The organism is Streptomyces sp. NBC_01498 (assembly GCF_036327775.1).
Classification (GTDB): domain Bacteria; phylum Actinomycetota; class Actinomycetes; order Streptomycetales; family Streptomycetaceae; genus Streptomyces.
Window position 1 is genome coordinate 5,343,336 of sequence record NZ_CP109598.1, and the last position, 24,528, is coordinate 5,367,863.

The 24,528-nt window shown below is 72.4% G+C and carries 19 protein-coding genes; 8 read left to right on the top strand and 11 right to left on the bottom strand.

Annotation, left to right across the window (positions count from 1 at the left end):
- Window positions 1-45: 45 nt before the first annotated feature.
- A complete protein-coding gene (locus OG875_RS22865) occupies window positions 46-2,169 on the bottom strand; it encodes an N-6 DNA methylase (RefSeq protein ID WP_330176090.1) in 2,124 nt (707 codons plus the stop codon).
- 193 nt (window positions 2,170-2,362) lie between these two features.
- On the opposite strand from OG875_RS22865, the gene OG875_RS22870 reads away from it, so the two are divergent.
- Window positions 2,363-4,057: a TIGR04141 family sporadically distributed protein gene (locus OG875_RS22870; protein WP_330176091.1), complete on the top strand. Its 1,695-nt coding sequence runs from the start codon at window positions 2,363-2,365 to the stop codon at window positions 4,055-4,057.
- A 591-nt stretch (window positions 4,058-4,648) separates the two neighbouring features.
- Here the strand turns inward: OG875_RS22870 and OG875_RS22875 are convergent.
- From OG875_RS22875 to OG875_RS22885, 3 genes are all read right to left on the bottom strand, one after another.
- Window positions 4,649-4,999: a hypothetical protein gene (locus OG875_RS22875; RefSeq protein ID WP_330176092.1), complete on the bottom strand. Its 351-nt coding sequence runs from the start codon at window positions 4,997-4,999 to the stop codon at window positions 4,649-4,651.
- A 49-nt stretch (window positions 5,000-5,048) separates the two neighbouring features.
- A complete protein-coding gene (locus tag OG875_RS22880) occupies window positions 5,049-5,930 on the bottom strand; it encodes a PhzF family phenazine biosynthesis protein (protein ID WP_330176093.1) in 882 nt (293 codons plus the stop codon).
- A 324-nt stretch (window positions 5,931-6,254) separates the two neighbouring features.
- Window positions 6,255-7,022, bottom strand: a complete 768-nt coding sequence (locus OG875_RS22885) for an SDR family oxidoreductase (RefSeq protein ID WP_330176094.1) — start codon at window positions 7,020-7,022, stop codon at window positions 6,255-6,257.
- A gap of 208 nt (window positions 7,023-7,230) precedes the next feature.
- On the opposite strand from OG875_RS22885, the gene OG875_RS22890 reads away from it, so the two are divergent.
- Entirely contained in the window at window positions 7,231-8,892 is a 1,662-nt protein-coding gene (locus tag OG875_RS22890; RefSeq protein ID WP_330176095.1) for an alkaline phosphatase D family protein, read from the top strand.
- A gap of 22 nt (window positions 8,893-8,914) precedes the next feature.
- Here the strand turns inward: OG875_RS22890 and OG875_RS22895 are convergent, their stop codons facing one another.
- Entirely contained in the window at window positions 8,915-9,928 is a 1,014-nt protein-coding gene (locus tag OG875_RS22895; protein WP_330176096.1) for a Gfo/Idh/MocA family protein, read from the bottom strand.
- 84 nt (window positions 9,929-10,012) lie between these two features.
- Between OG875_RS22895 and OG875_RS22900 the strand changes: the two genes are divergently transcribed.
- The gene (locus OG875_RS22900) at window positions 10,013-11,341 is read left to right on the top strand and encodes a Bcr/CflA family multidrug efflux MFS transporter (RefSeq protein WP_330177865.1); all 1,329 of its coding nucleotides are present in this window, start codon (window positions 10,013-10,015) and stop codon (window positions 11,339-11,341) included.
- Between the two features lie 128 nt (window positions 11,342-11,469).
- Here the strand turns inward: OG875_RS22900 and OG875_RS22905 are convergent, their stop codons facing one another.
- Window positions 11,470-12,786, bottom strand: a complete 1,317-nt coding sequence (locus OG875_RS22905; protein ID WP_330176097.1) for a hypothetical protein — start codon at window positions 12,784-12,786, stop codon at window positions 11,470-11,472.
- Between the two features lie 239 nt (window positions 12,787-13,025).
- Here OG875_RS22905 and OG875_RS22910 point away from each other — a divergent pair, with 239 nt between their 5' ends.
- Entirely contained in the window at window positions 13,026-14,129 is a 1,104-nt protein-coding gene (locus OG875_RS22910) for a small ribosomal subunit Rsm22 family protein (RefSeq protein ID WP_330176098.1), read from the top strand.
- A 61-nt stretch (window positions 14,130-14,190) separates the two neighbouring features.
- Here the strand turns inward: OG875_RS22910 and ddaH are convergent, their stop codons facing one another.
- The gene (gene ddaH, locus OG875_RS22915; RefSeq protein WP_443079176.1) at window positions 14,191-15,078 is read right to left on the bottom strand and encodes a dimethylargininase; all 888 of its coding nucleotides are present in this window, start codon (window positions 15,076-15,078) and stop codon (window positions 14,191-14,193) included.
- A 164-nt stretch (window positions 15,079-15,242) separates the two neighbouring features.
- Between ddaH and OG875_RS22920 the strand changes: the two genes are divergently transcribed.
- Window positions 15,243-15,863: a TetR/AcrR family transcriptional regulator gene (locus tag OG875_RS22920; RefSeq protein ID WP_330176100.1), complete on the top strand. Its 621-nt coding sequence runs from the start codon at window positions 15,243-15,245 to the stop codon at window positions 15,861-15,863.
- 316 nt (window positions 15,864-16,179) lie between these two features.
- Entirely contained in the window at window positions 16,180-16,932 is a 753-nt protein-coding gene (locus tag OG875_RS22925; protein WP_330176101.1) for a bifunctional DNA primase/polymerase, read from the top strand.
- Window positions 16,933-16,981: 49 nt separating this feature from the next.
- On the opposite strand, the gene OG875_RS22930 is transcribed toward OG875_RS22925, so the two are convergent.
- The 4 genes from OG875_RS22930 to OG875_RS22945 are packed head-to-tail and all read right to left on the bottom strand — an operon-like array spanning window position 16,982 to window position 21,078.
- Window positions 16,982-17,971 (bottom strand): hypothetical protein, encoded by a 990-nt coding sequence (locus tag OG875_RS22930; protein ID WP_330176102.1) that lies wholly within the window; start codon window positions 17,969-17,971, stop codon window positions 16,982-16,984.
- Window positions 17,968-18,924 carry a heme ABC transporter ATP-binding protein gene (locus OG875_RS22935; RefSeq protein ID WP_330177866.1) on the bottom strand — a complete coding sequence of 319 codons (957 nt, stop codon included), beginning with the start codon at window positions 18,922-18,924 and terminating at the stop codon, window positions 17,968-17,970. Before OG875_RS22935 ends, OG875_RS22930 begins: the two co-directional genes overlap by 4 nt.
- A gap of 14 nt (window positions 18,925-18,938) precedes the next feature.
- Window positions 18,939-20,045 (bottom strand): FecCD family ABC transporter permease, encoded by a 1,107-nt coding sequence (locus OG875_RS22940; protein ID WP_330176103.1) that lies wholly within the window; start codon window positions 20,043-20,045, stop codon window positions 18,939-18,941.
- 1 nt (window position 20,046) lies between these two features.
- Complete coding sequence (locus OG875_RS22945) at window positions 20,047-21,078, bottom strand: heme/hemin ABC transporter substrate-binding protein (RefSeq protein ID WP_330176104.1); 1,032 nt, start codon at window positions 21,076-21,078, stop codon at window positions 20,047-20,049.
- A 184-nt stretch (window positions 21,079-21,262) separates the two neighbouring features.
- Between OG875_RS22945 and OG875_RS22950 the strand changes: the two genes are divergently transcribed.
- A complete protein-coding gene (locus tag OG875_RS22950; protein ID WP_330176105.1) occupies window positions 21,263-22,837 on the top strand; it encodes an HtaA domain-containing protein in 1,575 nt (524 codons plus the stop codon).
- 67 nt (window positions 22,838-22,904) lie between these two features.
- Window positions 22,905-24,488, top strand: a complete 1,584-nt coding sequence (locus OG875_RS22955) for an HtaA domain-containing protein (protein ID WP_330176106.1) — start codon at window positions 22,905-22,907, stop codon at window positions 24,486-24,488.
- Window positions 24,489-24,528: the final 40 nt, after the last annotated feature.

Consider the following 24,528-nt stretch of genomic DNA (forward strand, 5'->3'; position numbering starts at 1 on the left):
ACGGAGACGTCAAGTCTGGCTGTTCGCGGTGCCGAGCCGCACGTTTCACGCCGATCCGGGACCGCGCGGCAACAGCGCGCCGCCGACGAGTCCGGTGTGGAGGAGACGTGTGACATCCTCGGCGGCTTGGTCGGCCCGGCGGGCGGCGGTCCGCAGGTCATGCAAGCGGCGGAACGTGGCGCCGTACCGCTGCTGTTCGGCGAGGGGGAGCAAGGGAACGCGTAGCCGTCGAGGATCCACCCGCACGATGGATGTACCGGTGGCCGCGGCGTTGACGTTCTGCTCGGCTGAGAGGAACCCGGCCAGGAACCAGGGGTCGAGCCGACGTTGGTCCGGGCGGAAGAGCAGCAGGTGGCGTCCCAGGAAGAAGCCTGTCTCGCTCGGCTCGACGACCCGGGCCACGGTGCTGTGCCCCGTACGAAGCATCTCCGTGAGCAGCACGTCACTTGTCTGGATCAGGGGGAGCGCCGTGCCGGCGGGAGAGTCTGCTTCCGTCCCGGAGGCGGGTCGGTCCTTTACGACATCGCGAACCGTGAGTGTCGGTCGTCCGGCGCGTTCGGGTTCGGGCTTCGGCAGTGGTTCGCCGCTCCGCGTCCGGCGGCTTCCCGGCGGCGTGCGAAGCAGAGTGAGAGCGCCGCCGCGCAGAAGGTCGGCGACCGTTGCCGTACGCCACTCACGGGGGAGGCCGTCGGCCGGTGCCCACTCGCTGTCGGTGCTCAGGTCGCTCAGATCCTTTGCGGCTTGGTGGAGTTGGCCGCCCAGCTCCGATGCCTGCCGGGCCAGCAGCGCGGGGCGCAGGGTCTGCCGGGAGGTCGTGCGGACATGGCGGGCCGGGGTCAGGTCCACGGCCTCGTTGAGGAGGTCCGTGATCGGTACGGCTTCGGCGATGCCCGGAATTCCGGTGAAGCCGTCCTTGTCGGCGAGGAAAGTCCGCCATGCCGACAGAACGGTGTTGTCGACGGCAGCCCAGTCGAGTTTCCGGTTCTCCGAGGCGGCGGCATCGACGAGCAGCACCGACCCCGGAGGCTCAGCACCGGGATCGGGCCGTTCGAGTACCCACAGGTGCAGGCCGATATGGAGTGGGGTGGCCGCGCCCTGGGGGAGCGAGACGATCGCGCGGAGGGCTCCGTCACGTACGAGTTGCGCCCGGATGCGCCGGCCGGCGGTGCGTTCCGCGACTGCCGGCGGCATGAGGAGCACGGCACGGCCGCCGGGCACGAGATGGGCCAGGGAGTGCTGTACCCAGGCGAGTTCGGGCTCGCCCTTGGGCGGGACGCCGTAGGCCCAGCGCTGGTCGTACGCGAGATCCTCGTGCCCCCACTCACGGACTCCGTACGGGGGATTGCACAGTACGGCGTCGGCGGCGAGGTCCTCGAAGGTGTCGGAGCGCAGACTGTCCCCCGCACGTACGGACACAGTGGCTTCGGGGGCTCTCAGCAGGAGCCGAACGGCGGCCTGGGCGGCCTGCGCGGGCAGGATGTCCTGGCCGTGCAGTGCCGTCGCGCCCTCGGATGCCGCGGCGGCGAGCAGAGATCCGATACCGCACGCCGGGTCGAGGACGCTCTTGGGGAACGCACCCGCGCTGTCGGTCAGGAGGCGGGCCATGAGGTCGGCCAGGGGGCGCGGTGTGAGGTAGGTGCCGGTGGCGCCCGTGTCCTCCAGCAGGCGTTCGGCCAGGACGTCCGCCGCGGCCTCGGCGCCGTCCGTGACGAAATACCGCAGGAGGCTTCTCACCGGCCCGGCCGCCTCGGGGCCGTACGCGGCGCCCTTGGGGCCCGGGATGGACCGGGCTCCGTCGTCCGTTGCCGACCTGACCCAACGCAGCAGGGGTTCGTCACGCAGTTCGGGCAGGGCCTCGCTCTCGCTCCGGTCCAGCCGGGCGGCCGCGAGCACCACGGGAAGCAGGTCCAGCGCCAGTTCGCCGCCGCCGGGATGGGTCCGCAGCGTCGTGCGAAGGCGGTCTGCCGGGGTGTCCTCAGGGAGTTGGCCACGGGCGGAAAGCCAGGCGCGAACGGCGTCGAGATCGTAGGTGGGGCTGCTGTCCGTGCCTCCCGCCGGGGTGGGGAAGTCCGGGTGCCTACGACGCCAGTTGCTCACCGTGGCACGGGTGACCCCGGCCAGCCGGGAAATGTCGGCGGCGGTCACGAGGGCGCCGGCCTGCTGGTTCATGGGCTCCTGCCGGGTGACGTCGGGACGGTGGGCTGGATGGGTTCACTCTATACCAGCACCCAACCGTCGTGAACCATTTGACAGTGCTTTCAGTCGACGCTCTACTGGTTCTGCTTTCACCTGCATTCCCGGCTTCCCCGGGGGTCCCGGGCATCGCATGCCCGGAAGACGTCGATACGAATGGAGCGGCTCCATGGCCACCACTACCTCCGGTACGTCCAAGCGCACCCTGTACCGGCTCACGGGTATCGCTCCCTCGGTCGACGCCATGTTCGACGTTCTCGATGCGGCCCAGCTCGAAGCCGTAGACGCGGAGCTGCACTTCCCGCAGGAGCGGCTGGGCGTTCCGGCGCTGCTGGTCACCGGCAGCTTCGAGCAGCCGGTCGCGAGCTGGTGCGGCGAGATCAGTCGTACGACCGGGTGCGAGGTGTCGCGGCCCGTGAACCGGTCGGCGGGGCTCCTGATGCTCGCGGTCGACGAGGAGGTGTATGCCGTCGGTTACGACCAGGGCTTCCGGCTGGTGCCCGACCGTGTCAAGGACCGGCGGTTCGGGCTGGGTTTCGTGATCCGCCGGGTGGACCCCGGCCAGATCCGGGACATGGTCTCCCATACGCCGGGCAACGGCCGGACCGACATCACGCTCGTGCCTGGCGGTGCTCCGGTCTGGAGCCTGGGTGTCCAGGAGCACGCGCAGATCGTGCGGCGGCTGGGAGGGCGGCTGGACGGCCTCCAGATGACCATCGCTCAGAACGACCGTACGAAGATCTCCAGCGTCGAGGGCGGTACCGGGCTGCGGATGCGCCTCGGAATCGACGCCATGGACCTGGTCACGGACATCCGCGCCATCGCCCGTGTTCTGCGGGAGGAGGCACCCACGCCGGAGTTGGAGTTCGTCGAGCACATCGTTCCGGTCAAGGACGACGACCTCGTCGCGCGGCTGGAGAAGCAGCTCGACGACATGCTCGGCGAGCGGGCGGACGGCCGTATCGCGGTTGCCGTCCCGTCCGACCACTGGGACGACTACGGCGCCGCCCAGGCGTTCGCGACCAGGGTCAAGCGCTCGGAGGCCCACCTCACCGACGACTTCAGCCTTGAGTACGTCCTCAACCGGGCACGCGTGCAGCGGGCGGGAACGCGCTTCGCCGCGTTGCGGGACGGCACCGTAACCCTTTACACGCACACCCGGGCCGAGAAGGGCGACGTCCTCTGGACGTCGGGCGTGCTGCGGTGGATCGAGGCGGAGGTGGCGCTCGGCGCCGGCCGGTTCTTTCTGCTGGACGGGCAGTGGTACGTAATCGGTGAGGCGTACCTGAAGACGATCCGTGAGCAGGTGAAGCAGCTCATCACCGAGGCGCCTGCGGTGAACCTTCCGGCCTGGGTGCTCGGCGACAACGAGCGGAAGTACAACGAGTCGGTGCCCGATCTGCGGCCCGGGTACGTCTGCTTCGACCGGGACAACGTCCGGACGTCGCTGCACCGGGGCAACGGCGTGGAGATCTGCGACCTGCTGAGTCCGGACAACGTCCTGGTCATGGTGAAGCGTGCCAAGGGGTCCGACGCGCTGAGCCATCTGTTCGGCCAGGCCGTGGTCGCCGTGCAGACCCTGCTGCACTCGCCGCAGGCCGCAGACGCCTTTGCCCGGAAGGTTGCCGCGGCCCGGCCCGGCCGGGCCCTGCCGGAGGGTTTCCGGCCGTCGAAGGTCGTCTTCGCGATCCTGCTGAAGAACGGGACCGACCTCACCGCCGACACGCTGTTCCCCTTCTCTCAGGTCACTCTCGTGCAGACGGCCAAGATGCTCCAGGCGTGGGGAGTGGCCGTTGAGGTCGTCGGGATCCGGGCCGTGACGGCGACTCCGAACCGGGCGGGAATCCGCCACCTGGTCGCGTAACGGGGCCGTCCAACGCATCCATGGGTAACTAGGACCACCCGGACCGACGGGCTTCCGATCCGCCTCAGCCGTTGACGGGCAGGCACTCTACGTCACCACCGTAGAGTTCGCTGCAGCATGCGAAGGCGACCGGGCGGAGTCGGCCCAGGAGTCTTGCGTGGCCATCAAGGCAGCCACGCAAGCGCCCTCCCTCGACGTTTGCACAGGTCATAGGGGTGCAGAGATGCTCGCCTGCGTAGAGCCCGACTCGTCTGCCGCCCCGGTCCCCCGCGCCGCGCCGTCCGCGCCCGTGCGGGTGGTCCCGGCCCTTGAGGTGGAGCGGGAAGAGCACGATCCACTGCACCGGGCTGCCGATCGCCCACCCCTGCGGGCTGTCCAGGGTCAGGGAGCCGGCCGGGAAGATCACGGGAGCGCCCCGACGGACCGGGCGCGGGCGCCCGTGTGGACCCGGAGGGCGTCGGCGGCGATCAGCAGGACGAGGGCAGATGGCCGGGGGACTCGCTCGTCGCTTCGGCCATCATCCGTCGCCTCTCTCCCGGTCCGCCGGACGCCGCGTCGCAGGGCGGCCCGGTTCGCGGCCCCCGCCCGTGGTCAGAGTTCCTCCGCCCGCAGGGCCAGGTCCTGGAGGATGTCCGTCGAGGAGACCTCCGGGCCGCTCGCGTCGTGGACGCGGGCCAGGGTCACGAAGGCGAGCGTGAAGGCGCCGACGAGTTGTTCCACCGCGCCGCCGACCTCCCGGCCGAGCAGGGCGCTCAGGTCCTCCGGGGACACGTCGGCCGGGACCTCGACGCGGGGCATCGTCTCGTTGAGCAGTTCGGTCACGACGCCCATCTCGGCGTCCATGTCCTGTTCCTGGCTGGTGTTCTCCTCAAGCCGGCGCTGCCAGTCCGCGGCCTGCGTCAGGATGCCGATCACGCGCTTCAGGACCTCGCTCTGCTCCATGCGGTGAGCATAGGCGGGGGAGGGACGGGCGCGGGGGTAGCGGCACGGCTCACGCGCCGATGGGCGTTCCCGCGCCGGACACCCGTACACGGCGGTCGTCCGCCCGCAGCTCCACCGTCAGCACGCCCGGCCGGCCCAGTTCCGTGCCCTGGTGCAGGGTGAGGACCGATGGCACGGGGACCAGGCCGAGTTCGCGCGCGTACGCCCCGAAGGCCGCCGCCGCGGCGCCCGTCGCCGGGTCCTCCACCACGCCGCCCACCGGGAACGGGTCGCGTACGTGGAAGACGTCGGCCGACTCGCGCCACACGAGCTGGAGCGTGGTCAGGTCCAGGCGGTGCATCAGGGCTTCGAGGCGGGCGTAGTCGTAGCGCAGTTCCGCCAGCCGGGCGCGGGTGGCCGCGCCCACCACGAGATGGCGGGCGCCGGCATAGGCGATACGGGACGGCAGGGCCGGGTCGAGGTCGGCGGCCGGCCAGTCGAGCGCCGCCAGCGCCTCGGTGAGATCCGCGTCCGCCACCGGCTCGACGCGCGGTTCGACGCTGGTGAGGGTCGCGCGCGGCGGGCCGCCGTCCGCCGGTGCGGCGACCGAAACCGGGACCGTCCCGGCGCGGGTCTCGAACACCAGGTCGCCCGCGCCGATCCGCTCGGCCAGGGCGACCGCCGCGGCGACGGTGGCGTGCCCGCAGAACGGGACCTCGGCCTTCGGGCTGAAGTACCTGACGGCGAATGTCCGTCCCGGCGGGCCCGCGCCGTCCGGCGCCGCCGTGAGGAACACGGACTCGCTGTACCCCAGACCGGCGGCGATCGCGAGCATCGCGTCGTCGGTGAGGCCGGACGCGTCGAGCACGACACCGGCGGGGTTGCCGCCGTCCGGGTCGGCGGAGAAGGCGGTGTAACGCAGGACGTCGCCGGTCAGCGCGGTTTCACTCATGCGCGTAGCAACGACCCGGCGCGGGGACTCATTCCCCGCGCCGGGACAGCGCCCTCGGCTCCGGTCGTCGTGCGGTGTCGCTGTCGTGGGAGAGTGCCTTCGGCTCCGGTCGTCGTGCGGTGTCGCTGTCGTGGGAGAGTGCCTTCGGCTCCGGTCGTCGTGCGGTGTCGCTGTCGTGGGAGAGTGCCTTCGGCTCCGGTCGTCGTGCGGTGTCGCCGTCGTGGGAGAGTGCCTTCAGCCGCGCTCCACGAACGGCGTCGCCGTGGCGGGACAGTGCCTTCGGCCCCGGTCGTCGTACGGCGTCGCCGTCGCGGGACAGTGCCCTCAGCCGCGCCCCACGAACGGCATCGCCGTCGCCAGCACCGTCGCGAACTGCACGTTGGCCTCCAGCGGCAGCTCCGCCATGTGCAGCACCGTCGTCGCGATGTCCGCCGCGTCCATCACCGGCTCCACGGCCAGTTCGCCGTTGGCCTGCCGCACTCCCCGGGTCATGCGCTGCGTCATGTCCGTCGCCGCGTTGCCGATGTCGATCTGGCCGCAGGCGATGCGGTACGGACGCCCGTCCAGGGACAGCGACTTGGTCAGGCCCGTGAGGGCGTGCTTCGTCGCGGTGTACGCCACCGAGTCCGGGCGCGGCGCGTGCGCCGAGACGGAGCCGTTGTTGATGATCCGGCCGCCGCCCGGGTCCTGCTCCTTCATGAGCCGGAACGCCGCCTGCGCGCAGAGGAAGGACCCCGTCAGGTTGGTGTCGACGACCTTCCGCCAGGCCGCGTAGGGCAGCTCCTCCAGGGGTACGCCGCCGGGGCCGAAGGTGCCCGCGTTGTTGAAGAGGAAGTCGACGCGTCCGTACCGCTCCCGTACGGTCGCGAACAGCGCGTCCACGTCCTCCGGCCGTGCCACGTCGGTCGGCACGCACACCGTCCCGGCGCCCGGCGCGGACTCCGCCACCAGCGCCGCCGTCTCCGCCAGGCGTTCCGCCTTCCGTCCGGCGAGCACCACCGACCAGCCCGCCCCGGCCAGGGCCACCGAGACACCCCGCCCGATGCCCGAACCGGCGCCCGTCACCACTGCGATCTTCCCCACGGCATCCATGGGCCCGCAGCGTACGGGAGGGGAGGCGGCGGGGGTACGGGGCAGGGCCCGGCGGGCCGCACCGGGCCGGTGGCGGGACGGCGGGACCGGCGGGCGCACGGGGAACTCATCGTGCGGACATCCCGATGTCGTGCACCCGACAACGGCCGGACGTCGCGTCCGACTGCACTGTCCTGCGACAACAGCCGTCAGGGGAGGGGCACTTCACATGACACCCGTACGCCACGGCAGGCCCGCCGGACCGACCACCGCCGCACACTCGCCCGAGCTGAGGGCCGCGGCCGCCCGGCTCGGCCGCCGCCGGTTCCTCACCGTCACGGGCGCCGCCGCCGCGCTCGCCTTCGCCGTCGGCCTGCCCACGGCGGGCGCCGCGAGCGCCGCCGAACTGGACGCCTCGAAGATCCCCAGCGACCCCTTCACGCTCGGCGTCGCCTCCGGCGACCCGGCGCCCGCCTCCGTGCTGCTCTGGACCCGCCTCGCGCCGAGCCCGTACGAGAGCGACAGCGGTCTGCCGCGCACCAGGGTCTCCGTACGCTGGGAGGTCGCCCACGACGAACGGTTCACCCGCGTCGTCAGACGCGGAACCACCACCGCCCACCCCGAGTTCGACCACAGCGTCCACGTCGAGGTCACCGGCCTGGACGCGGACCGCTTCTACTACTACCGCTTCCGCGCGGGCACCTGGATCAGCCCGGTCGGCCGTACCCGCACCGCCCCCGCGCGCTCCGCGAACATCACGGAGCTGAAGCTCGCCGCCGTCTCCTGCCAGGCGTACCACGACGGCTACTTCACCGCCTACCGGCACCTGGCCGCCGAGGACCTCGATGTCGTCCTGCATCTCGGCGACTATCTGTACGAGTACGCCGTCACCGCCGTCGGCGGCGCCCGCAACTACACCGGCCGGCGGCTGCCCGCGCACTACAACCGCGAGACGCTGACGCTGGAGGACTACCGGCTGCGGTACGGGCTGTACAAGTCGGACCCGGACCTGATGGCCGCGCACGCCGCGCACCCCTTCGTGGTGACCTGGGACGACCACGAGACGGAGAACAACTACGCGGACGGGACGCCCGAGAACGACGTGCCGCCGGAGGAGTTCCTGCTGCGCCGGGCCGCCGCCTACCGCGCGTACTGGGAGAACCAGCCGCTGCGCACCCCGCAGCGGCCCGAAGGAGCCGACATGCGGCTCTACCGGCGCCTGCACTTCGGCCGCCTCGCCCAGTTCGACATCCTCGACACCCGCCAGTACCGCTCCGACCAGGCGTACGGAGACGGCTGGCAGGTCCCCGGACCCGAGTCCGAGGACCCGGCGCGCACGATGACCGGCGCGGCGCAGGAACGCTGGCTGCTCGACGGCTGGAAGGAGTCCCGCGCCACCTGGAACCTGCTGCCGCAGCAGGTCACGTTCGCGCAGCGGCGCGATGTGCCCCGCCCCGACTTCAAGCTGTCGATGGACAGTTGGGACGGCTACCCGGCCTCCCGGCAGCGCCTCCTGGACGGCGCGAACGCCGCCGGTGTGGACAATCTGATGGTGCTCACCGGCGACGTGCACGTCGGCTACGGCTTCGACCTCAAGGCCGACTTCGACGATCCCGACTCCCGCACCGTCGGCACCGAGATCGTCGCGACCTCCGTCGCCAGCGGCAAGGACGGCGCCGACCGGCCCGCCAACTACGACAACCTCACCACCGCCAACCCGCACATGAAGTTCTACAACGGGCGGCGCGGCTATGTGACCGTCACGCTCGGCAAGCGGCAGGCGCGCGCCGACTTCAGGACGGTCTCCGCCGTCACGACGCCCGGCGCGCCGGTGTCGACGGCCGGGTCCTTCGTGACGGAGACGGCCGACCCGGGTCTGAAGCCCGTCTGACCAACCGCTCTCTGACGGTGTGTCAGGAAGTCGCGTCCACCGGGTAGCGGACGCCGACGCGGTCACGGACCGCGTCGAGCGTCCGCATCACCGCGAGACTGCCGTCCAGCGGTACCAGCGGCGACTGTGTCTCGCCGGCCCGGAGACAGCGCATCACCTCCGCCGCCTCGTGCTGCATACCGGTCAACGGGCTGTCCTCCTTGATCCGTTCGGGGGCCCGGCCCTCGCGGTGCAGCACCATCCAGTCCGGGGCGAAGAAGCCGCTGGGCAGCTCGATCCGGCCCGCCGTGCCGGTCACCGTCGCCGTCGACGCGGTTCCGGCGGTCACCGAGCAGCTCAGCAACGCCGTCGCGCCGGAGTCCCAGCCCAGCAGCATCCCCGTGTTGAGGTCCACGCCCTCCGGCGAGAGCAGCGCGTCGGCCTGGACGCGGTCGGGCTCGCCGAGGATCAGCTGCGCCAGCGACACCGGGTACACCCCGAGGTCCAGCAGCGCGCCGCCGCCGAGCGCCGGGTCGCGCAGCCGGTGGTCCGGGCCGAACGGGCCCTGAACGCCGAAGTCGGCCTGAACCATGCGTACGTCACCGATCGCACCGTCCGCGATCAGCTCCGTCATCCGCCGGATGACCGGATTGCAGTACATCCACATGGCCTCCATCAGGAACAGGCCCCGCTCGCCCGCCAGCGCCACCAACTCCCGCGCCTCACGCGCGTTGAGCGTGAACGCCTTCTCGCAGAGCACCGCCTTTCCCGCCTCCAGCGCGAGCCCCGCCGCCGCGCGGTGCGCCGCGTGCGGTGTCGCGACGTACACCACGTCCACCTCGGGGTCCGCCACGAGCCCGGCCCATTCGCCGTACGCCCGGGGGATCTCGAACCGGTCGGCGAACGCCTTCGCCGACGCCTCGCTCCGCGACGCCACGGCGACCACCTCGGCGCCCTCAAGTCGCCGCACGTCCGCCGTGAACGTCGCCGCGATCCCGCCCGTGGCCAGCACGCCCCACCGCGTCACCGCGGTCGCGGAGCCCTGTTCCGCCGTCATAAATGCCCCTTACAACAAAAAAGGTCACGACCACTCGGCCGAAGCTGAGAGCATAGGGAAGGTTTCAACGACCTGGAGATGCGAATGCCGGACGGCGGCCAGACCACACAAGCACGTAAAGGACATATAGCCACCCCGGCCCCGGTAGCCACCCCGGCTCCGGGCACCGGCGTCGGTCTTCCCGCCGCGCGCACCGCCGGCCTCGTCGTCACGCTCGTCCTCGGCGGACTCACCGCCCTGCCGCCGCTCTCCATGGACATGTACCTCCCGGCGCTGCCCGCCGTCACCCGGGCCCTCGGCTCGTCGGCCGCCACTGCCCAGCTCACCCTCACCGCCTGTCTGACCGGCATGGCCCTCGGCCAGCTCGTCGTCGGCCCGATGAGCGACCGGTGGGGGCGCCGCAGGCCGCTGCTGCTCGGCATGGTCGTGTACGTCCTGGCCACCGCGATCTGCGCCTTCGCCCCCACCGTCGAACTGCTCATCGCCTTCCGCCTCCTCCAGGGACTGGCGGGCGCCGCGGGCATCGTGATCGCCCGCGCCGTGGTGCGTGACCTCTACGACGGGGTCGAGATGGCCCGCTTCTTCTCCACCCTGATGCTGATCTCCGGTGTCGCGCCGATCATCGCCCCGGTCATCGGCGGCCAGGTGCTCCACGTCACCGACTGGCGGGGGATATTCGTGGTGCTGACGGTGGTCGGTGTCGCGCTCACCCTGGTCGTCGTGAAGTGGCTGCACGAAACGCTGCCGAGTGAGAAACGGCACAGCGGCGGTGTCCGTGAAGCGCTCGGCACGATGCGCGGACTGCTCGCCGACCGGGTCTTCACCGGCTACACGCTGGCGGGCGGACTCGCGTTCGCGGCCCTCTTCGCGTACATCGCCGCCTCGCCCTTCGTGGTTCAGGAGATCTACGGCGCTTCGCCGCAGACCTACAGCCTGCTCTTCGGCGTCAACTCGATCGGACTCATCACCGTCGGCCAGATCAACGGCCGGCTGCTGGTCGGCCGGGTCAGCATGGACAAGGTGCTGGCCGTCGGCCTGACCGTCATCACGCTCGCCGGGGTCGCGCTGCTGCTGATGACGAGCGGGGTCTTCGGCGAGCCCGGCCTGTTCCCGGTCGCCGCCGGGCTGTTCGTCCTGATGTCGGCGATGGGGCTCGCGATGCCCAACACCAACGCGCTGGCGCTCATGCGGACCCCGCACGCCGCCGGGTCGGCGTCGGCCCTCATCGGCACGGCGTCGTTCCTGATCGGCGCCGTCGCTTCGCCGCTCGTCGGCATCGCGGGTGAGGGCACGGCGGTGCCGATGGCGGTCGTGCAGGTGGTGTGCGGGGCCGGTTCGCTGCTCTGCTTCCTGGCGCTGTGCCGCCCGTGGCGGACACGGCACCGGGCGGCGCCGGAGGCGAAGGGCGCCTGACCGGCGGCGTCCCGGCTCCGGGTTGCCGCGGCCGGTGCGCGCCACGCCGACCGAGTCCGTGCTCCGCGCCGCCCCTCAGTTCCCGGTACGCCGCCCGGGATCCGCACCCAACCCCCGGCTTCCCGTGGTCAGTTCTGGGTGCGCCGGGTGTACGCGATCAGGTGCGGGCGGTCCTTGCCGTCCGTCCAGCGGAACAGTCCCACCCCGTTGGTGTCCCCGCTCGGCAGCCGCACGTTCAGCGCCAGCGGATCGGGCTCCCCGGTGGCGAGATCCACCTGTACGGGATTGCCGCCGCCGGCCAGCGCGTCCGTCGCGTTGCGGGCGCTCGTCGCCCCGTACGCCACACCCGTGTCCGCCACCGACGTCAGCGTCAGCGGCCTGGTGCCGTCCGGCTCCTCGAAGCAGTACCCGGTCTTCTCGTCCAGGTCGAAGGCGAGCCGGCCCGCGACGAGATAGCGGCCGTCGGGCGACGGCAGGAGCTGCGGCTCGGCCGACGAACTGATGGCGGGCTTGCGGCAGCGCACCTGCGCGACCGCCTTGCCGGTGTCCAGGGCGTGCACCACCCACAGATCGTGCGTGGCGGCGTCCTTCTGGCCCTTCTTCTTCTGCCACTTGGCCAGCACATGGCCCGCCGTCAGGGACGCCGGAACCCCGGACGTGGGCTCGGTGCCCTTCGGCGCGACCTTCCGGCTGAACCAGCCGCCCCGCACCCAGAACTCCTTCGCGCCGCTCACCAGCAGACCGTTCGGGGTCACCCCGCGCACCTCGGTCAGCTTCTTGCAGTTCGGGCAGCCCTTCGGATAGCCGAGCGAGCCGGGCGCCGTCCGGGACACCTCGCCCGTCGCCGGGTCGACCACGGCGCTCACGGCCTTGCCGTCGCTGATCAGGATGCCGGGGCCGGTACCGCTGATGTTCGGCGCGTCCGTCCAGGGCACCTCGACCCGCCGCTGCTCACCGGTGGCCGCGTCGTAGATGTCGAGGGAGACGAGGGTGTCGGCCGACGCCACCGCGAACTCGCCGAGCCGCCCGTACGACCAGGTCACGAAGTACTGCTTGTCGTCCTTGGTCACCGAGAGCAGCCGGGGGTAGCGGTCGACCGGCGCCAGGGGACGCCACGCCTGGCCCCACCAACCGGCCTTCCCCGTCGCGGAGTTGAGCGTACGGAGCTGGTACCGGCTCTGGTCGGTCCGGGCCAGATAGGCGACGAGACCGGTGGCGGAGGCGACCGCGTACTGCGGCGACACGTCCTCGATCTCCCAGCCGTGCCCGGTGTCGTAACCGGCCGGCACGTTCAGCTGAGTCTCGGGGCCCGTGCTGACGACCGGCTTCCGGGGCTTCGCGTCGACCTTCTTCGCACCGCCGCAGCTTGCCAGGATGAGAAGCATGGCCAGGATCAGGATCCCGGCCACGAGTGAGAGGCGGACGATCTTCTGCCGCTTGGTCATCAAGGACATCGGAGTCAGACCGCGAGTCCGGTAAAACGACAACTTGGTCCCCCCACGTGCACGGTGTGGCGATGGAGCGGCAGAGGCCGTCAGCGTAGCAACTGGGTCGGTCTCCGCCGCAGTTCGGGCGGTGCCCGTGCGATGCCCGATCCGTGCCCGTTTTCCCGGCCGAACGGCAGGCCGGCGGAAGTTCGGACGTGCGGATTCCGGCGATCGCCACGGCGCCTACACTTTCGGCGGTGAACGCCTCCCTCCCCACCGCCGAAGCCCTGCGCGCCGCACTCGCCGGGCTTCTCGACGGACTGCCGCCGAGCCAGGCCGCCCGGTCCGTCGAGCGGCTGATCACCAACTACCGGGGAGTCACCCCGACCGGTGCGCCGCTGTTGCGCGACCGCTCCGACGTCGCCGCGTACGCCGCGTACCGGATGCCCGCCACCTTCGAGGCCGTACGGTCCGCGCTCGACGCGCTGGCGGAGGCGGCGCCCGGGTGGGCGCCGGGCAGCCACGTGGACGTGGGTGGCGGCACCGGGGCGGCGGTCTGGGCGGCCGAGGCGGTCTGGGCGGACGGTGACGCGAGCGGGGACGGCGGCGGGGACGGGGGCCCGGCGGGCCGTACGACGACGGTGCTGGACTGGGCCGAACCCGCGCTCGCCCTCGGCCGCGAACTGGCCGCCGGGTCGGGCGCACCCGCGCTGCGGACCGCCGCGTGGACCCGCACCAGGATCGCCGAGGGCCTGACGCTCCCGGCGTGCGATCTCGTCACCGTCTCGTACGTGCTCAACGAACTCACCGACGCCGACCGCGCCGCCCTCGTCACCGAGGCGGCCCGCGCCGGGCAGGCCGTCGTGATCGTGGAGCCGGGCACCCCCGACGGCTACCGGCGGGTCATCGAGGCCCGTTCCCTGCTGATCGGCGCGGGACTGCGGGTGGCCGCGCCGTGCCCGCACAGCGGCGCCTGCCCCATCGGGTCCGGCACCGACTGGTGCCACTTCGCGGCCCGGGTCAGCCGGTCGTCGCTGCACCGGCAGGTGAAGGGGGGCTCGCTGGCGTACGAGGACGAGAAGTTCAGCTACGTGGCGGCGACACGCTTCGACGCGCGGCCGGTACAGGCCCGGGTGACCCGCAAGCCGCAGACCCGCAAGGGCCAGATGCTGCTCGAACTGTGCACGGAGACGGACGGGCTGCGGCGGGAGACGGTGAGCAAGCGGCACGGGCCGCTGTACCGGGCCGCGCGGGACGTGTCGTGGGGCGACGCGTGGCCGCCCCACGACACGTCCGGCGGCACGGCGGGCGACGCGTCCGGCGACACATACGGCCACGCGTCCGGTGACGACGGGTTGTAGTTTCGCGGGTTCGTCGTCCGCGCGGCCCCGCTGTGCGCGGCCATGGTCCGGCGGTCCGGGATCAGGCCGCGCGCAGGACCTCCCGCCGTACGTCCAGGTCGCTGTCCTGCCGCAGTTCCTGTGTGCAGCACTTCACACTGCCGCCGCCCTTGAGCAGCTCGCCCAGGTCCACGGCGATCGGCTCGTACCCCCGGTCCCTGAGCGGCGCGAACAGCCCGGCCGCCGCCTGGGGCAGCAGCACATGGCGGCCGTCGCTCACCGCGTTGAGCCCGAGGGCCGCCGCGTCCGCCTCCCGGGCGATCAGCGCGTCCGGGAACAGCCGGGCGAGGACGGCCCGGCTGCCCGGTGAGAACGCGCCGGGGTAGTACATGACCTCGTCGGCCGCGTCGTCCAGGACACAGAGCGCGGTGTCCAGGTGGTAGTAGCGGGGATCGACCAGATCCAGCCCGATCACCGGGCGGCCGAAGAACTCCTGCGCCTCGTCGTGCGAGAGCGGGCTGGAGCGGAAGCCGCGTCCCGCCAGGATGTACGAGCCGGTGACCGCGAAGTCGCCCTCGCCCTCGTTGATGTGTGCCGGCTCATGGATCTCGGTGAAGCCGCGCGCGCGGAACCAGTCCAGATGCGCCTCGGCCTCCGGCGTGCGCTCGGGGTGCGCGAACCGCGCGCCGAGCACCCGGCCGTCGATGACGGTGGCGCCGTTGGCCGCGTACACCATGTCGGGCAGGTCGGGGTGGGGCTCCAGCAGGGAGACGGTGTGGCCGAGAGCCCGGTAGCGGTCGCGGAGCACCTCCCACTGGGCGAGCGCCAGCGGCAGATCCACGGGTTTCGTCGGATCCATCCACGGGTTGATGGAGTACGTCACTCTGAAATGCGCGGGTGGGCACATCAGGTAGCGGCGGGGCGAGGCGTCACGAGGCAACGAGGGCTCCTCACGAACGGTGGAGCGCACGGGGTATGTGCGTTGATGCCCATGGTGCGTCGTCGGGGGCCGTTCGCCTAGTGATCCGTTCGGGTGGTTTGGGGCGCGGTGGACGACCGGCCGTACGGGGCGACCGGGGCGCGGGAGAGCGATGGACGAGACGGCGCGTCTCGCCTCGCTGGTAGGCTGCCGGAATGGCTGAGAACAAGGCACCGGACGTCACACGCCGCAGTGAGAAGTCACGCCGCGCCATCTACGCCGCCGCCCTGTCCCTGGTCGCGGAGACCGGTTACACGAAGACCACGATCGAGGCGATCGCGGCCCGCGCGGGTGTCGGCAAGCAGACGATCTACCGCTGGTGGCCCTCGAAGGCCGCCGTGCTCCTCGAAGCCTTCCTCGACCTGAGCGAGCAGGCCGCCGAGGCGGTGGGCGGTGACGACGCGTACGAGATCCCCGACACCGGTGACCTCGCGGCCGACCTCAAACTGGTGCTCCGCGCCACGGTCGACGAGCTGAACGACCCGACGTTCGAGGCGCCGACCCGCGCGCTCGCCGCCGAGGGCATCGTGGACGCGGCGATCGGCGCCGAGTACACGGAACGGCTGCTGGAGCCGCAGATCGCGCTCTACGTAAGGAGGCTGCGGGCCGCACAGGAGGCCGGCGCCGTACGGGACGACATCGACCCGCGCACCGCGACGGAGCTGCTGATCGGTCCGCTGCTGCACCGCTGGCTGCTGCGGACGCTGCCGCTCACCCACGCGTACGCGGACACGCTGGTCGACCACGCGCTGCTCGGCCTCGCGCCCAGGGCGTAGCACCGGCCCGCGCCCGCGCCCGCCGCCCGCGCCTGTTGCCCGCGTCGGCTGAGGCCCGGCGCGCACCCCGGCGGCACCCGGTGCCTTACCAGAAAACGGAACCGGGACAGAGTGATTCGCGACAACCGTCACTGTGGCGAACACCACCGGCGCCCATCGCCCGCATCGGCGGCTCATTTCCTGGTAAAGCCAGTGATGGCACCCGGTGAGCGGCGTCCGCCGCCCCACCCCGGTGGCGAAGCTCGGCCCCCCGGGGCGCAGGATGGTGCGAACATGGAAGTGTCCGAGAGGGCCGACGCATGAGGTGAGGGGATAGATGGGCGACGATTTCGGCCGCTACCGCGGCACTGAGGGCAAGGTTTCCCAGTGGCTGCGCCGGTTCGCCGGAAAGTCCGGTGACGGCCCCGAGCCCGCCCCGGACGCCGACGCCCGACTGGCCCTGCTCCTCGCCGTGGCCGCCGCCGGTATGCCCGTCTCACCCGCCGCGCACCCCGTCGGCTACCGATGTTCGTGCGAACGCATCGGCTGTCCCACCCCCGGCAGGCACCCGGTCTCCTTCGCCTGGCAGACGCAGTCCACGACCGACGAGGCGCAGATCGAACGGTGGGCCGCCAACCAGCCGGACGCCAACTTCATCACGGCCACCGGCATGATCCACGACGTCCTCGACGTCCCGCTGGAGGCGGGCGCCCGAGCGCTGGAGCGGCTGCTCGCGGCGGGTGTCGACGTCGGCCCGGTGGCCGACTCCGGCGGCGACCGGATGCTCTTCTTCACCGCGACCCGGGGCACACCCGAGGACGAGGACGAGTGGTGGCCCTGTGAACTGGACTGCCACCCCGAGACGATGGACGAGCATCCCGGCTTCCGCTGGCACTGCCGGGGCAGTTACGTCCTCGTACCGCCCGCCCGGCTGCCCGGTGAACTGGCGCTGACCTGGCTGCGCGGCCCCGAGCTTCCGCTGCCCGACCCGCTGACGCTGCTGGAGTCGCTGACCGACGCGTGCGCGCGGTACGCGGGCGAGAACCACGAACTGGACCCGCACCCGGTGGCCTGGCCGCTGGGCCGCTGACCTCGGGCGGTGCGCCGACGGTGCGCCGCCCGGCGGTTCCCGGGCGGGGTCAGGAGCCTTCGGCCCCCACCACGCCTTGCAGTCTGCTCACCACGTTCACCTGGTCCGTGCCGGCGCCGTCCGGCCGGACCAGCGCCGCCTGGCTCGACACCCACTCCTTGGTGAGGGTGTTGGTCACCCGGCCGGTCAGCAGCGGCTTGATGTCGGGGCCCACCTTGGGGGTGAAGCCCGCGGCGGCCGTCTGCCGTTCGAAGTACTTGATCGCGAAGAAGACGAGCGCGCCGCCGTCCTTCGTGGCGAGCGCGAGTGGCCCGAAGTCCCCGGAATCCAGGGGCTGATCGCTGTACTGGACGGTGAGGCCGGGCAGTTTCGCGTTCTTCGCGCGGAGCTCGCGCCACGCGTCGGTGTGCGGGCCCGGGGCGAAGCGGGCCGGTTCGCCGGTCTTCAGGTACGAGATGTACGCGTCGCCCACGTCCCCGGGGGCCACCGCCGGTGACTCGCTGTCCGCCGGGGCGGGTTCGACGAGGCCGTCCTGGTCCGTACGGAACTCGGGGATCTCGTCCGGTGTGAGGATCGCGAGGTAGGCGACCTCCCAGAGCTGGTCGGCGCCGTTGCGTACGAAGACCAGCACCCAGCGGTTGTCGTCGGGGCCGTTGTCACGGTCGCGGTTGCTGTCGGTGTCGGCGACGAACCAGCGAGGCCAGCCGGCCTTCTTGGGGATGAGATAGCGCGCGTCGGTCAACTCCAGCGGCTGGTGCCGGGTGTTGCCGTTCGGGTCGGTGACGCTCCTGGCCTTGAGCCCGGCCTGGTTGATCGCGCCCAGCGCGCCGGTGACACGCCCGGCGTCCAGCGCGGGGTCGAACGCCTTGTCGGCCTCGTTGTACGCCTCGATGAAGTCGGTGAGCGCCTGGGCGGCCTCGGACTTCTTCGCGCCCGGCAGGACCGCCAGTTCACCGTGGACCGTCACACACCCACTCGCGAGCAGCGACGTCGCGGTCGCCATCGCCAGCCCCGCCGCTGCCCCAATCGGCCTTCTCATCGGTCGCCTTCTGCTCCGTGACCCCCACTGACCGTTCGAACCCTACCGGTCCGGACGGGCACCACGAGCGGGGTCCCGGTTCGCGGGTGCGGGAAGACTTCCACCGCCTGCCGGTAGACACGGCTGAGGAGTTGGCCGTCGAACACGCCGGCCGGCGGGCCGTCCGCCACGACGTGGCCCTCGTGCAGGACGGCGGCCCGGTCGGCGTACGCGGCGGCCAGCCCGAGGTCGTGCAGGACGACCACGACGGCGTCACCGGCCGCCGCCCTTTCCCGGCAGACGCGCAGCACCAGCTCCTGGTGCCGCAGGTCGAGCGCGGCGGTCGGCTCGTCGAGGAGGAGCAGCGGGGCGCGCTGGGCGAGGACCCGGGCGAGCGCGACGCGGGCGCGTTCGCCGCCGGACAGCGCGGAGAACGGGCGCTCGGCGAACGCGGTGACCTCGGTCGCGGCCATCGCCCCGGCCACGGCCGCCTCGTCGTCGTCCTCCGCCGCCGTGCCCGCCCAGGGGGCGCGGCCCATCCGGACGACCTCCGCGACCGGGAACGGGAAGGAGAGGGTGGCCGCCTGCGGCAACACGGCCCGGCGCAGGGCGAGTTCGGGCGCGGACCAGTGGTGGGCGGGCCGGCCGCCGATCCGGACCGTGCCGCCGGGGGCGCCCCCGGGACTGTCGGCGGTGCTGTCGGCGGTGCTGTCGACGGGGCTCAGATCGGCGGCGAGGGCGGCGAGCAGGGTGGACTTGCCCGCGCCGTTGGGCCCGACGAGCGCCAGGACCTCTCCCGCGCGTACGAGGAGGTCCACGCCGCCCGCTTCGCCGCCGAGGACGTCACGCCCGCCGAGCCTTACCCGCAGGTTCCGCGCCTCGGCGACGACCTCCCCGGGGGCGACGCGGGCGGGCAACTCCCGCGCCCGCGTGGCGAACCGGCCCCCCAGCGCACCCCGTGCCAGGACCTTCATCCGTGTGCCGGCTCTCATGCCCAACCCCCTTGCTTGCGACGTGTCCTGCGCAGCAGCCAGAAGAAGAACGGGCTGCCGAAGAGTGCCGTCAGGACGCCCAGCGGCAGTTCGGCCGGGGCGGCCACCGTGCGGGCCGCGAGGTCGCCCGCGACCAGGACCAGCGCCCCGCCGAGCGCGCTGCCCGGTACCAGGAAGCGGTGGCCGGGGCCGTTCGCCATCCGCAGCAGATGCGGGACCAGCAGGCCGACGAAGGTGATGATGCCCGCCACCGCGACCGCCGCCGCCGTCAGCAGCGCGACGACCAGGACCAGCACGACCCGGAGCCGTTCGACGTCCACACCCAGATGCCGGGCCGGCCGTTCGCCGAGTGCGAGCAGGTCCAACTTCCCTGCGTAGAACGGCGCGACGGCCAGTCCGAGCAGTGCGCACGGCAGGACGGCGAGCACCTTGGGCCAGGTCGCCTGTGCCAGTGAGCCGAGCTGCCAGAAGGTGATCTGGCTGATCTGGGCGTTGTCGGCGAAGAAGATGGAGAGCCCGATGAGGGCGCCCGCGAAGGCGTTCACCGCGATGCCGGTGAGGATGAGCGTGACCACCTCCGTACGGCCGCCGGAGCGGGACATCGCGTACACCAGCAGGACCGTGAGCAGCCCCGAGACGAACGCGCAGACCGTCACCGTCCAGTTGCCGAGGAAGGTCAGGCCGAGCGCGATCGACGCGACCGCGCCGACCGCCGCGCCCGCCGAGATGCCGATGACGCCGGGCTCGGCCAGCGGATTGCCGAACACGCCCTGCATCAGGGCCCCCGCGCAGCCCAGCGAGGCGCCGACGAGCAGCGCGAGGACGACGCGCGGCAGCCGGACGTTCCACAGGACGCTCTCGGCGACCCGGTCGAGCGCGGTCCCGCCGAGGCCGATCCGGTGCTGGACGGAGCCCAGGACGTCGCCGAGGGGGATCCCGTACGCGCCGAGCCCGGCGGAGAGCAGACAGAGCAGGAGCAGCGCGCCGAGCAGCCCGGCGGTCAACAGCCAGGTGCAGCCGCGCCGTTGGGACTTCTTCCGTACGGCGGCGGGCCCGGCCGGGGCGGGGTCCGGGGGTGCGGTCACGGTGGGTGCGGTGGTCATCTCAGGAGCCGTCCGGGTAGAGCTGTTCGATCAGGGACGCGAGTACCTGGTCGGTACGGGGCCCGTAGTTGAGCAGGACGCCGTCGTCGACGGAGACGAACCGGCGGTCGAGACCGGCGGGCGTCTCGGCGACCCCCGGGATCTCCACCAGTCCGTCGGGCCCGCCCACCGAGTCGAGCCCCTTGGTCATCAGCAGGAGCGCGTCGGGCGCCGCCTTCGCCAGTGCCTCGCTGGTGATCGCCGTGAAGTCCTTGTCGAGCCCCGACTCCTTGCCCGCGTCGACGGCACCGGCCGCCTCCAGCAGTGAACTCGCCCCGGAATCACGGCCGCCGAGCAGATAGACGGAGGCGGAGCCGCGGAGGTAGAGGAAGGCGACGCGTGGCCTGACACCGTCGGCGGGCGCCGGTATCCGCTTCCGCACGGCGGCGATCCGCTCCGCCGTGCGCGCGCTCAACTCCTCGCCCGCCGCGTCGGCTCCCAGCGCGTGCGCGACCGTTGTGATGCGTTCGCCGACGTCGTCCAGGCCCTTGGCCGGCGCCACGACGAGCAGCGGAATCCCGGCGTCCCGGATCTGCTGGACGGCCTCCGCCGGCCCCGTGGTGGTCTCGGCGAGCACGAGGGTCGGCCGGAGGGAGAGCACGCTCTCGGCGGAGACGTCGTGCGCCCGGGTCACCACGGGCAGTTTCTCGGCCTGTTCGAAGGTGGCCGTGATGTCGCGCGCCACGACGTGCTCGCCGAGGCCGAGGGTGAAGACGATCTCGCTGAGCGATCCGGTCAGCGGCACGAGCCGGTCGGCGGAGGTGACGGTGACCTTCGTGCCGTCGGCGGAGTCCACGGTGACCGGCAGCCGGGGCGCGGGGACGGTGGCCAGTGGCTCGACCCGGTCGGCGCGGGCCGCCGTCGCCGACCCCGAACTCTTCGTGGTCCCGCCGCTGTCGCCGTCACCGCTGCCGCCGCCGGCACCGCAGCCGGCGGTGACCAGGGCGAGCGCCAGCGCCGAGATGAGCGCGCCCGCCAGGCGTTGAGTGCGCACGGAGTGCACCGTCCCGTCGTTGTGTGTGGTCTTGATTGAGACACCTGAGACGGAAGGGTTCCGGCCAGGCTGGAGATAGCTTAGGTTAGCCTTACCTTGCTGACCAGGTCCGGGGTCTGTCTCTTCCGGGCTTTCTTCGGCGTGCCCGTGGCCGCCGGCTTCTCCGACATGGGAGTGATCTCTGATGCTGTCGTCCAGACCGGTGCGCGCTCTCGCCGTCGCGCTGCTCGCCGCACTTCTCGGGGCCCTGCTCCCGGCGGCCACGGCCCAGGCGGCGAACCGCGCCGTCCAGGGCGGCAGGCTCGACTGGGGGATCAAGTCCTCCTTCCAGAGCTATGTCACCGGGCCCATCGCGGGCGGCAGTTGGAGCCTGACCGGGGGAGCGGCCACCGTCGGCGGCAGCCAGTTCCGGTTCCACTCCGCCTCGGGGACGTACGACCCCGACAGCGGCGCGCTGCGCGCCGGATTCGGCGGCGGCGTACGGTTCACCGGCCACACCGAGCCCGACGGGTCGCACGAACTGGACCTCACCATCAGCCGCCCCACGGTCCGGATCTCCGGCGGCGGGGGCACCCTGTACGCCGACATGGCGAGCAAGGCCAAGGGCAGCGGCAAGATCACCACGCGCTACCAGGTCCCGCTCGCCGCGCTCTCCCTCGGCGGGATCGACATGCGGGGCGGTGGCAGCCCCGTCTCGCTCAGCAACGTCCCCGCCACGCTCACCACTCAGGGCGCCACCGCCTTCGCCGGGTACTACACGGCGGGCACCCCGCTCGACCCGGTCAGCCTCTCCGTCGACGTGGCCGCGGGCCAGGACTCCGTGAAGAAGCCCGGACAGAACCCGTCCGGCGCCGGGAAGGACTCCGGCAAGGACACGGACAAGGACTCCGGCGACGACTCCGGCAAGGACGGCAAGGCACGGGCCGGGGGCGCCTTCGAGGACGCGGCCGTCGACTGGGGCGTACGCCGCACGTACCGCGAGTACGTCACCGGCCCCATCGCCAAGGGCCGCTGGACGCTCGCCGACGGGGCGCAGGACGGCGGCGCGCTTTTCCGCTTCCCGAAGGGCGAGGGTACGTACGACGCGAAGAAGCAGACGCTCGACGCGGGCTTCGCGGGCAGCGTCCGCTTCACCGGCACCCGGCTCGACCTGACGCTGAGCAAGGTGAGCGTCCGGGTGAAGGGCGGCAGGGGCACCCTGGCCGCCGATGTCACCACCGGGGGCGGGGCGCCGCGCACGGCCGTACCCCTGGTCACCTTCATCGCGAAGGACTTCACGCCGAAGGACGGTCTCGCCGCGCTGACCGAGGCGCCCGCGACGCTCACCGAGGACGGCGCCGAGACCTTCGGCTCCCTCTACCGGGCGGGCACGGCGATGGACCGCGTCTCGCTCGCCGTGACCGTCGACACGTCGGCGAAGCTGCCCGCGCTGCCCGACCTGGGCAGCGACGCCGGGGCGTCCGCCGGGCCGTCGCCCGCCGCCGCGAGCGACCCGCCCGCCGGGAAGGCGGGGACGGACGACACCGACGCCGTCTCCGCGTCCTCGTCCGGGTCCTCCCACTCCCTCGTCCGGGCGGGCGTCGGCGCGGCCGTGCTGCTCGCCGCGGCGTTCGCGGTGTACGCCGGGGTGCGGCGCCGTACCCCGAGGGCGGAGGCCGTCGCCGTAGCCGGTGCGGGCACTGGGCCCGGCGCCGACCCCGACATCGGTCCTGCCCCCGGTCCTGACCCCGGCCCCGGCTCCGCTTCCGACCAGACCTGACGTTTCTTCCCCTCCCCAACCCCCCACTCCTTGTTGTGTTTTTCCATACCTGAGGAGACCCCCGAACATGCCAGCCACCCGCCGTCCCCTTGCCCTCGCGGCAGCTGCCGCCACCGTCGTGGCCCTCGGTGCCACCGCGTTCGCGGTCCCGGCCACCGCCGCCCCCGGAGCGCCCGCCGCGCCGCAGCTCGAACTGAAGGACGGCACCCTGGAGTGGGGCTTCAAGGAGTCCTTCCGCCGGTACCTCCTCTCGCCCGTCGCCGCCGGGAAGATCACGGCCGCCGACGGCGCCACCCAGGCCGCCGGGAACGGGGTGTTCACCTTCACCGACGGTGCCGGGACCTACGACACGGGCACGCACGCGACCGCCACCGGCTTCAAGGGGAGCGTGCACTTCGAGGGTCACCACGGGGTCCTGGACATCACGTTGAGCGACGTGAAGGTCAACACCGGCCGTACGGCGGGGGAGATCACCGCCGACGTCACCAGCGTGACCGAGGGCACGAGCGAGACACGCGACGACGTCTCCATCGCGGACCTCGACCTGACGGCGGTCGCGCCGGGCCGGGGCGAGAACGGCGCGATGGTCTTCAAGGACATCCCCGCCACCCTGACGGCCGCCGGCTCGGAGTCGTTCGACGGCTTCTACGCGGCGGGCACCGCCCTCGACCCGGCGACGCTCTCGGTCACGGCGGGCCAACCGCCCACGGACCCGACGGACCCGACCGATCCCACGGACCCGACGGACCCCACCGATCCCACGGACCCGACCGACCCCACGGACCCGACCGATCCCACCGATGATCCGACGGACCCCACGACCGACCCCACCGACGACCCTGCCGTCACGGAGGGTTCGCTCGTCGACGGCAACCTCGACTGGGGCGTCAAGAAAAGCTTCCGTACCTATGTGACGGGCCCCGTCGCCCGCGGCAAGGTCGAACTCGCCGACGGCGCCGTCCAGTCCGGTGAGGCGTACCGCTTCACGAAGGCCACCGGCACCTTCGACGCCGCCGCGCAGACCCTGTCCGCCGCGTTCGAAGGATCGGTCCGCTTCCTGGGCCACGAGGAGAACGGCTCGTACACCCTGGACCTCAAGCTCAGCGGTCTGGAGGCGGAGGTCAAGAACGGCAAGGGCACCCTCGTCGCCGACGTCAGCAGCAAGGACCGGACCACCCACGAAGTCGCCACCTTCAAGGACCTGGCCATCGCCACGCTCGACCTGCCGGCCGGTGAACTGAAGGCCGAGGACGGCGTCGTCGCGCTGAACTCCGTGCCCGCCTCGCTGACGGCGGCCGGCACCGAGGCGTTCGGCGGCATGTACCCGGAGGGCGAGGCACTGGACGCCCTCACGGCGGCCGTCTCCCTCTCCGAGGACGCGGATCTTCCGGGCGGTTCCGGCGGCGGCACCGGAGGTACGGGCGGTACGGGCGGCAGCGACAGCGGCACGACCGGCGGCGCGGGCACCACGGGCGGTACGGCGGGCGGCGGCACCGCCGGAGGCACCACGGGCGGCACCGGGAGCCTCGCCAGCACCGGTTCCGAGGTCCCGGCCGGCGCCCTGATGGGCGCGGCGGGCGCACTGGCCGTCGCGGGCGGCGCGGCCGTGTACTTCGCCCGTCGCCGTACGCAGGTCACCGACACGATCTGACGGCCGGGCCGCTGTCCCCGGTCCACCGGGGACAGCCGAC

Coding starts and splice junctions, on each gene's coding strand:
- OG875_RS22885 (WP_330176094.1), bottom strand. CDS start 7,022: ATGGATGCCGTGGGGAAGATCGCAGTGGTGACGGGCGCCGGTTCGGGC.
- OG875_RS22930 (WP_330176102.1), bottom strand. CDS start 17,971: ATGAGAAGGCCGATTGGGGCAGCGGCGGGGCTGGCGATGGCGACCGCG.
- OG875_RS22925 (WP_330176101.1), top strand. CDS start 16,180: ATGGGCGACGATTTCGGCCGCTACCGCGGCACTGAGGGCAAGGTTTCC.
- OG875_RS22955 (WP_330176106.1), top strand. CDS start 22,905: ATGCCAGCCACCCGCCGTCCCCTTGCCCTCGCGGCAGCTGCCGCCACC.
- OG875_RS22905 (WP_330176097.1), bottom strand. CDS start 12,786: ATGACCAAGCGGCAGAAGATCGTCCGCCTCTCACTCGTGGCCGGGATC.
- OG875_RS22875 (WP_330176092.1), bottom strand. CDS start 4,999: ATGGAGCAGAGCGAGGTCCTGAAGCGCGTGATCGGCATCCTGACGCAG.
- OG875_RS22950 (WP_330176105.1), top strand. CDS start 21,263: ATGCTGTCGTCCAGACCGGTGCGCGCTCTCGCCGTCGCGCTGCTCGCC.
- OG875_RS22895 (WP_330176096.1), bottom strand. CDS start 9,928: ATGACGGCGGAACAGGGCTCCGCGACCGCGGTGACGCGGTGGGGCGTG.
- OG875_RS22870 (WP_330176091.1), top strand. CDS start 2,363: ATGGCCACCACTACCTCCGGTACGTCCAAGCGCACCCTGTACCGGCTC.
- OG875_RS22900 (WP_330177865.1), top strand. CDS start 10,013: ATGCCGGACGGCGGCCAGACCACACAAGCACGTAAAGGACATATAGCC.
- OG875_RS22890 (WP_330176095.1), top strand. CDS start 7,231: ATGACACCCGTACGCCACGGCAGGCCCGCCGGACCGACCACCGCCGCA.
- OG875_RS22940 (WP_330176103.1), bottom strand. CDS start 20,045: ATGACCACCGCACCCACCGTGACCGCACCCCCGGACCCCGCCCCGGCC.
- OG875_RS22920 (WP_330176100.1), top strand. CDS start 15,243: ATGGCTGAGAACAAGGCACCGGACGTCACACGCCGCAGTGAGAAGTCA.
- OG875_RS22880 (WP_330176093.1), bottom strand. CDS start 5,930: ATGAGTGAAACCGCGCTGACCGGCGACGTCCTGCGTTACACCGCCTTC.
- OG875_RS22935 (WP_330177866.1), bottom strand. CDS start 18,924: ATGAAGGTCCTGGCACGGGGTGCGCTGGGGGGCCGGTTCGCCACGCGG.
- OG875_RS22865 (WP_330176090.1), bottom strand. CDS start 2,169: ATGAACCAGCAGGCCGGCGCCCTCGTGACCGCCGCCGACATTTCCCGG.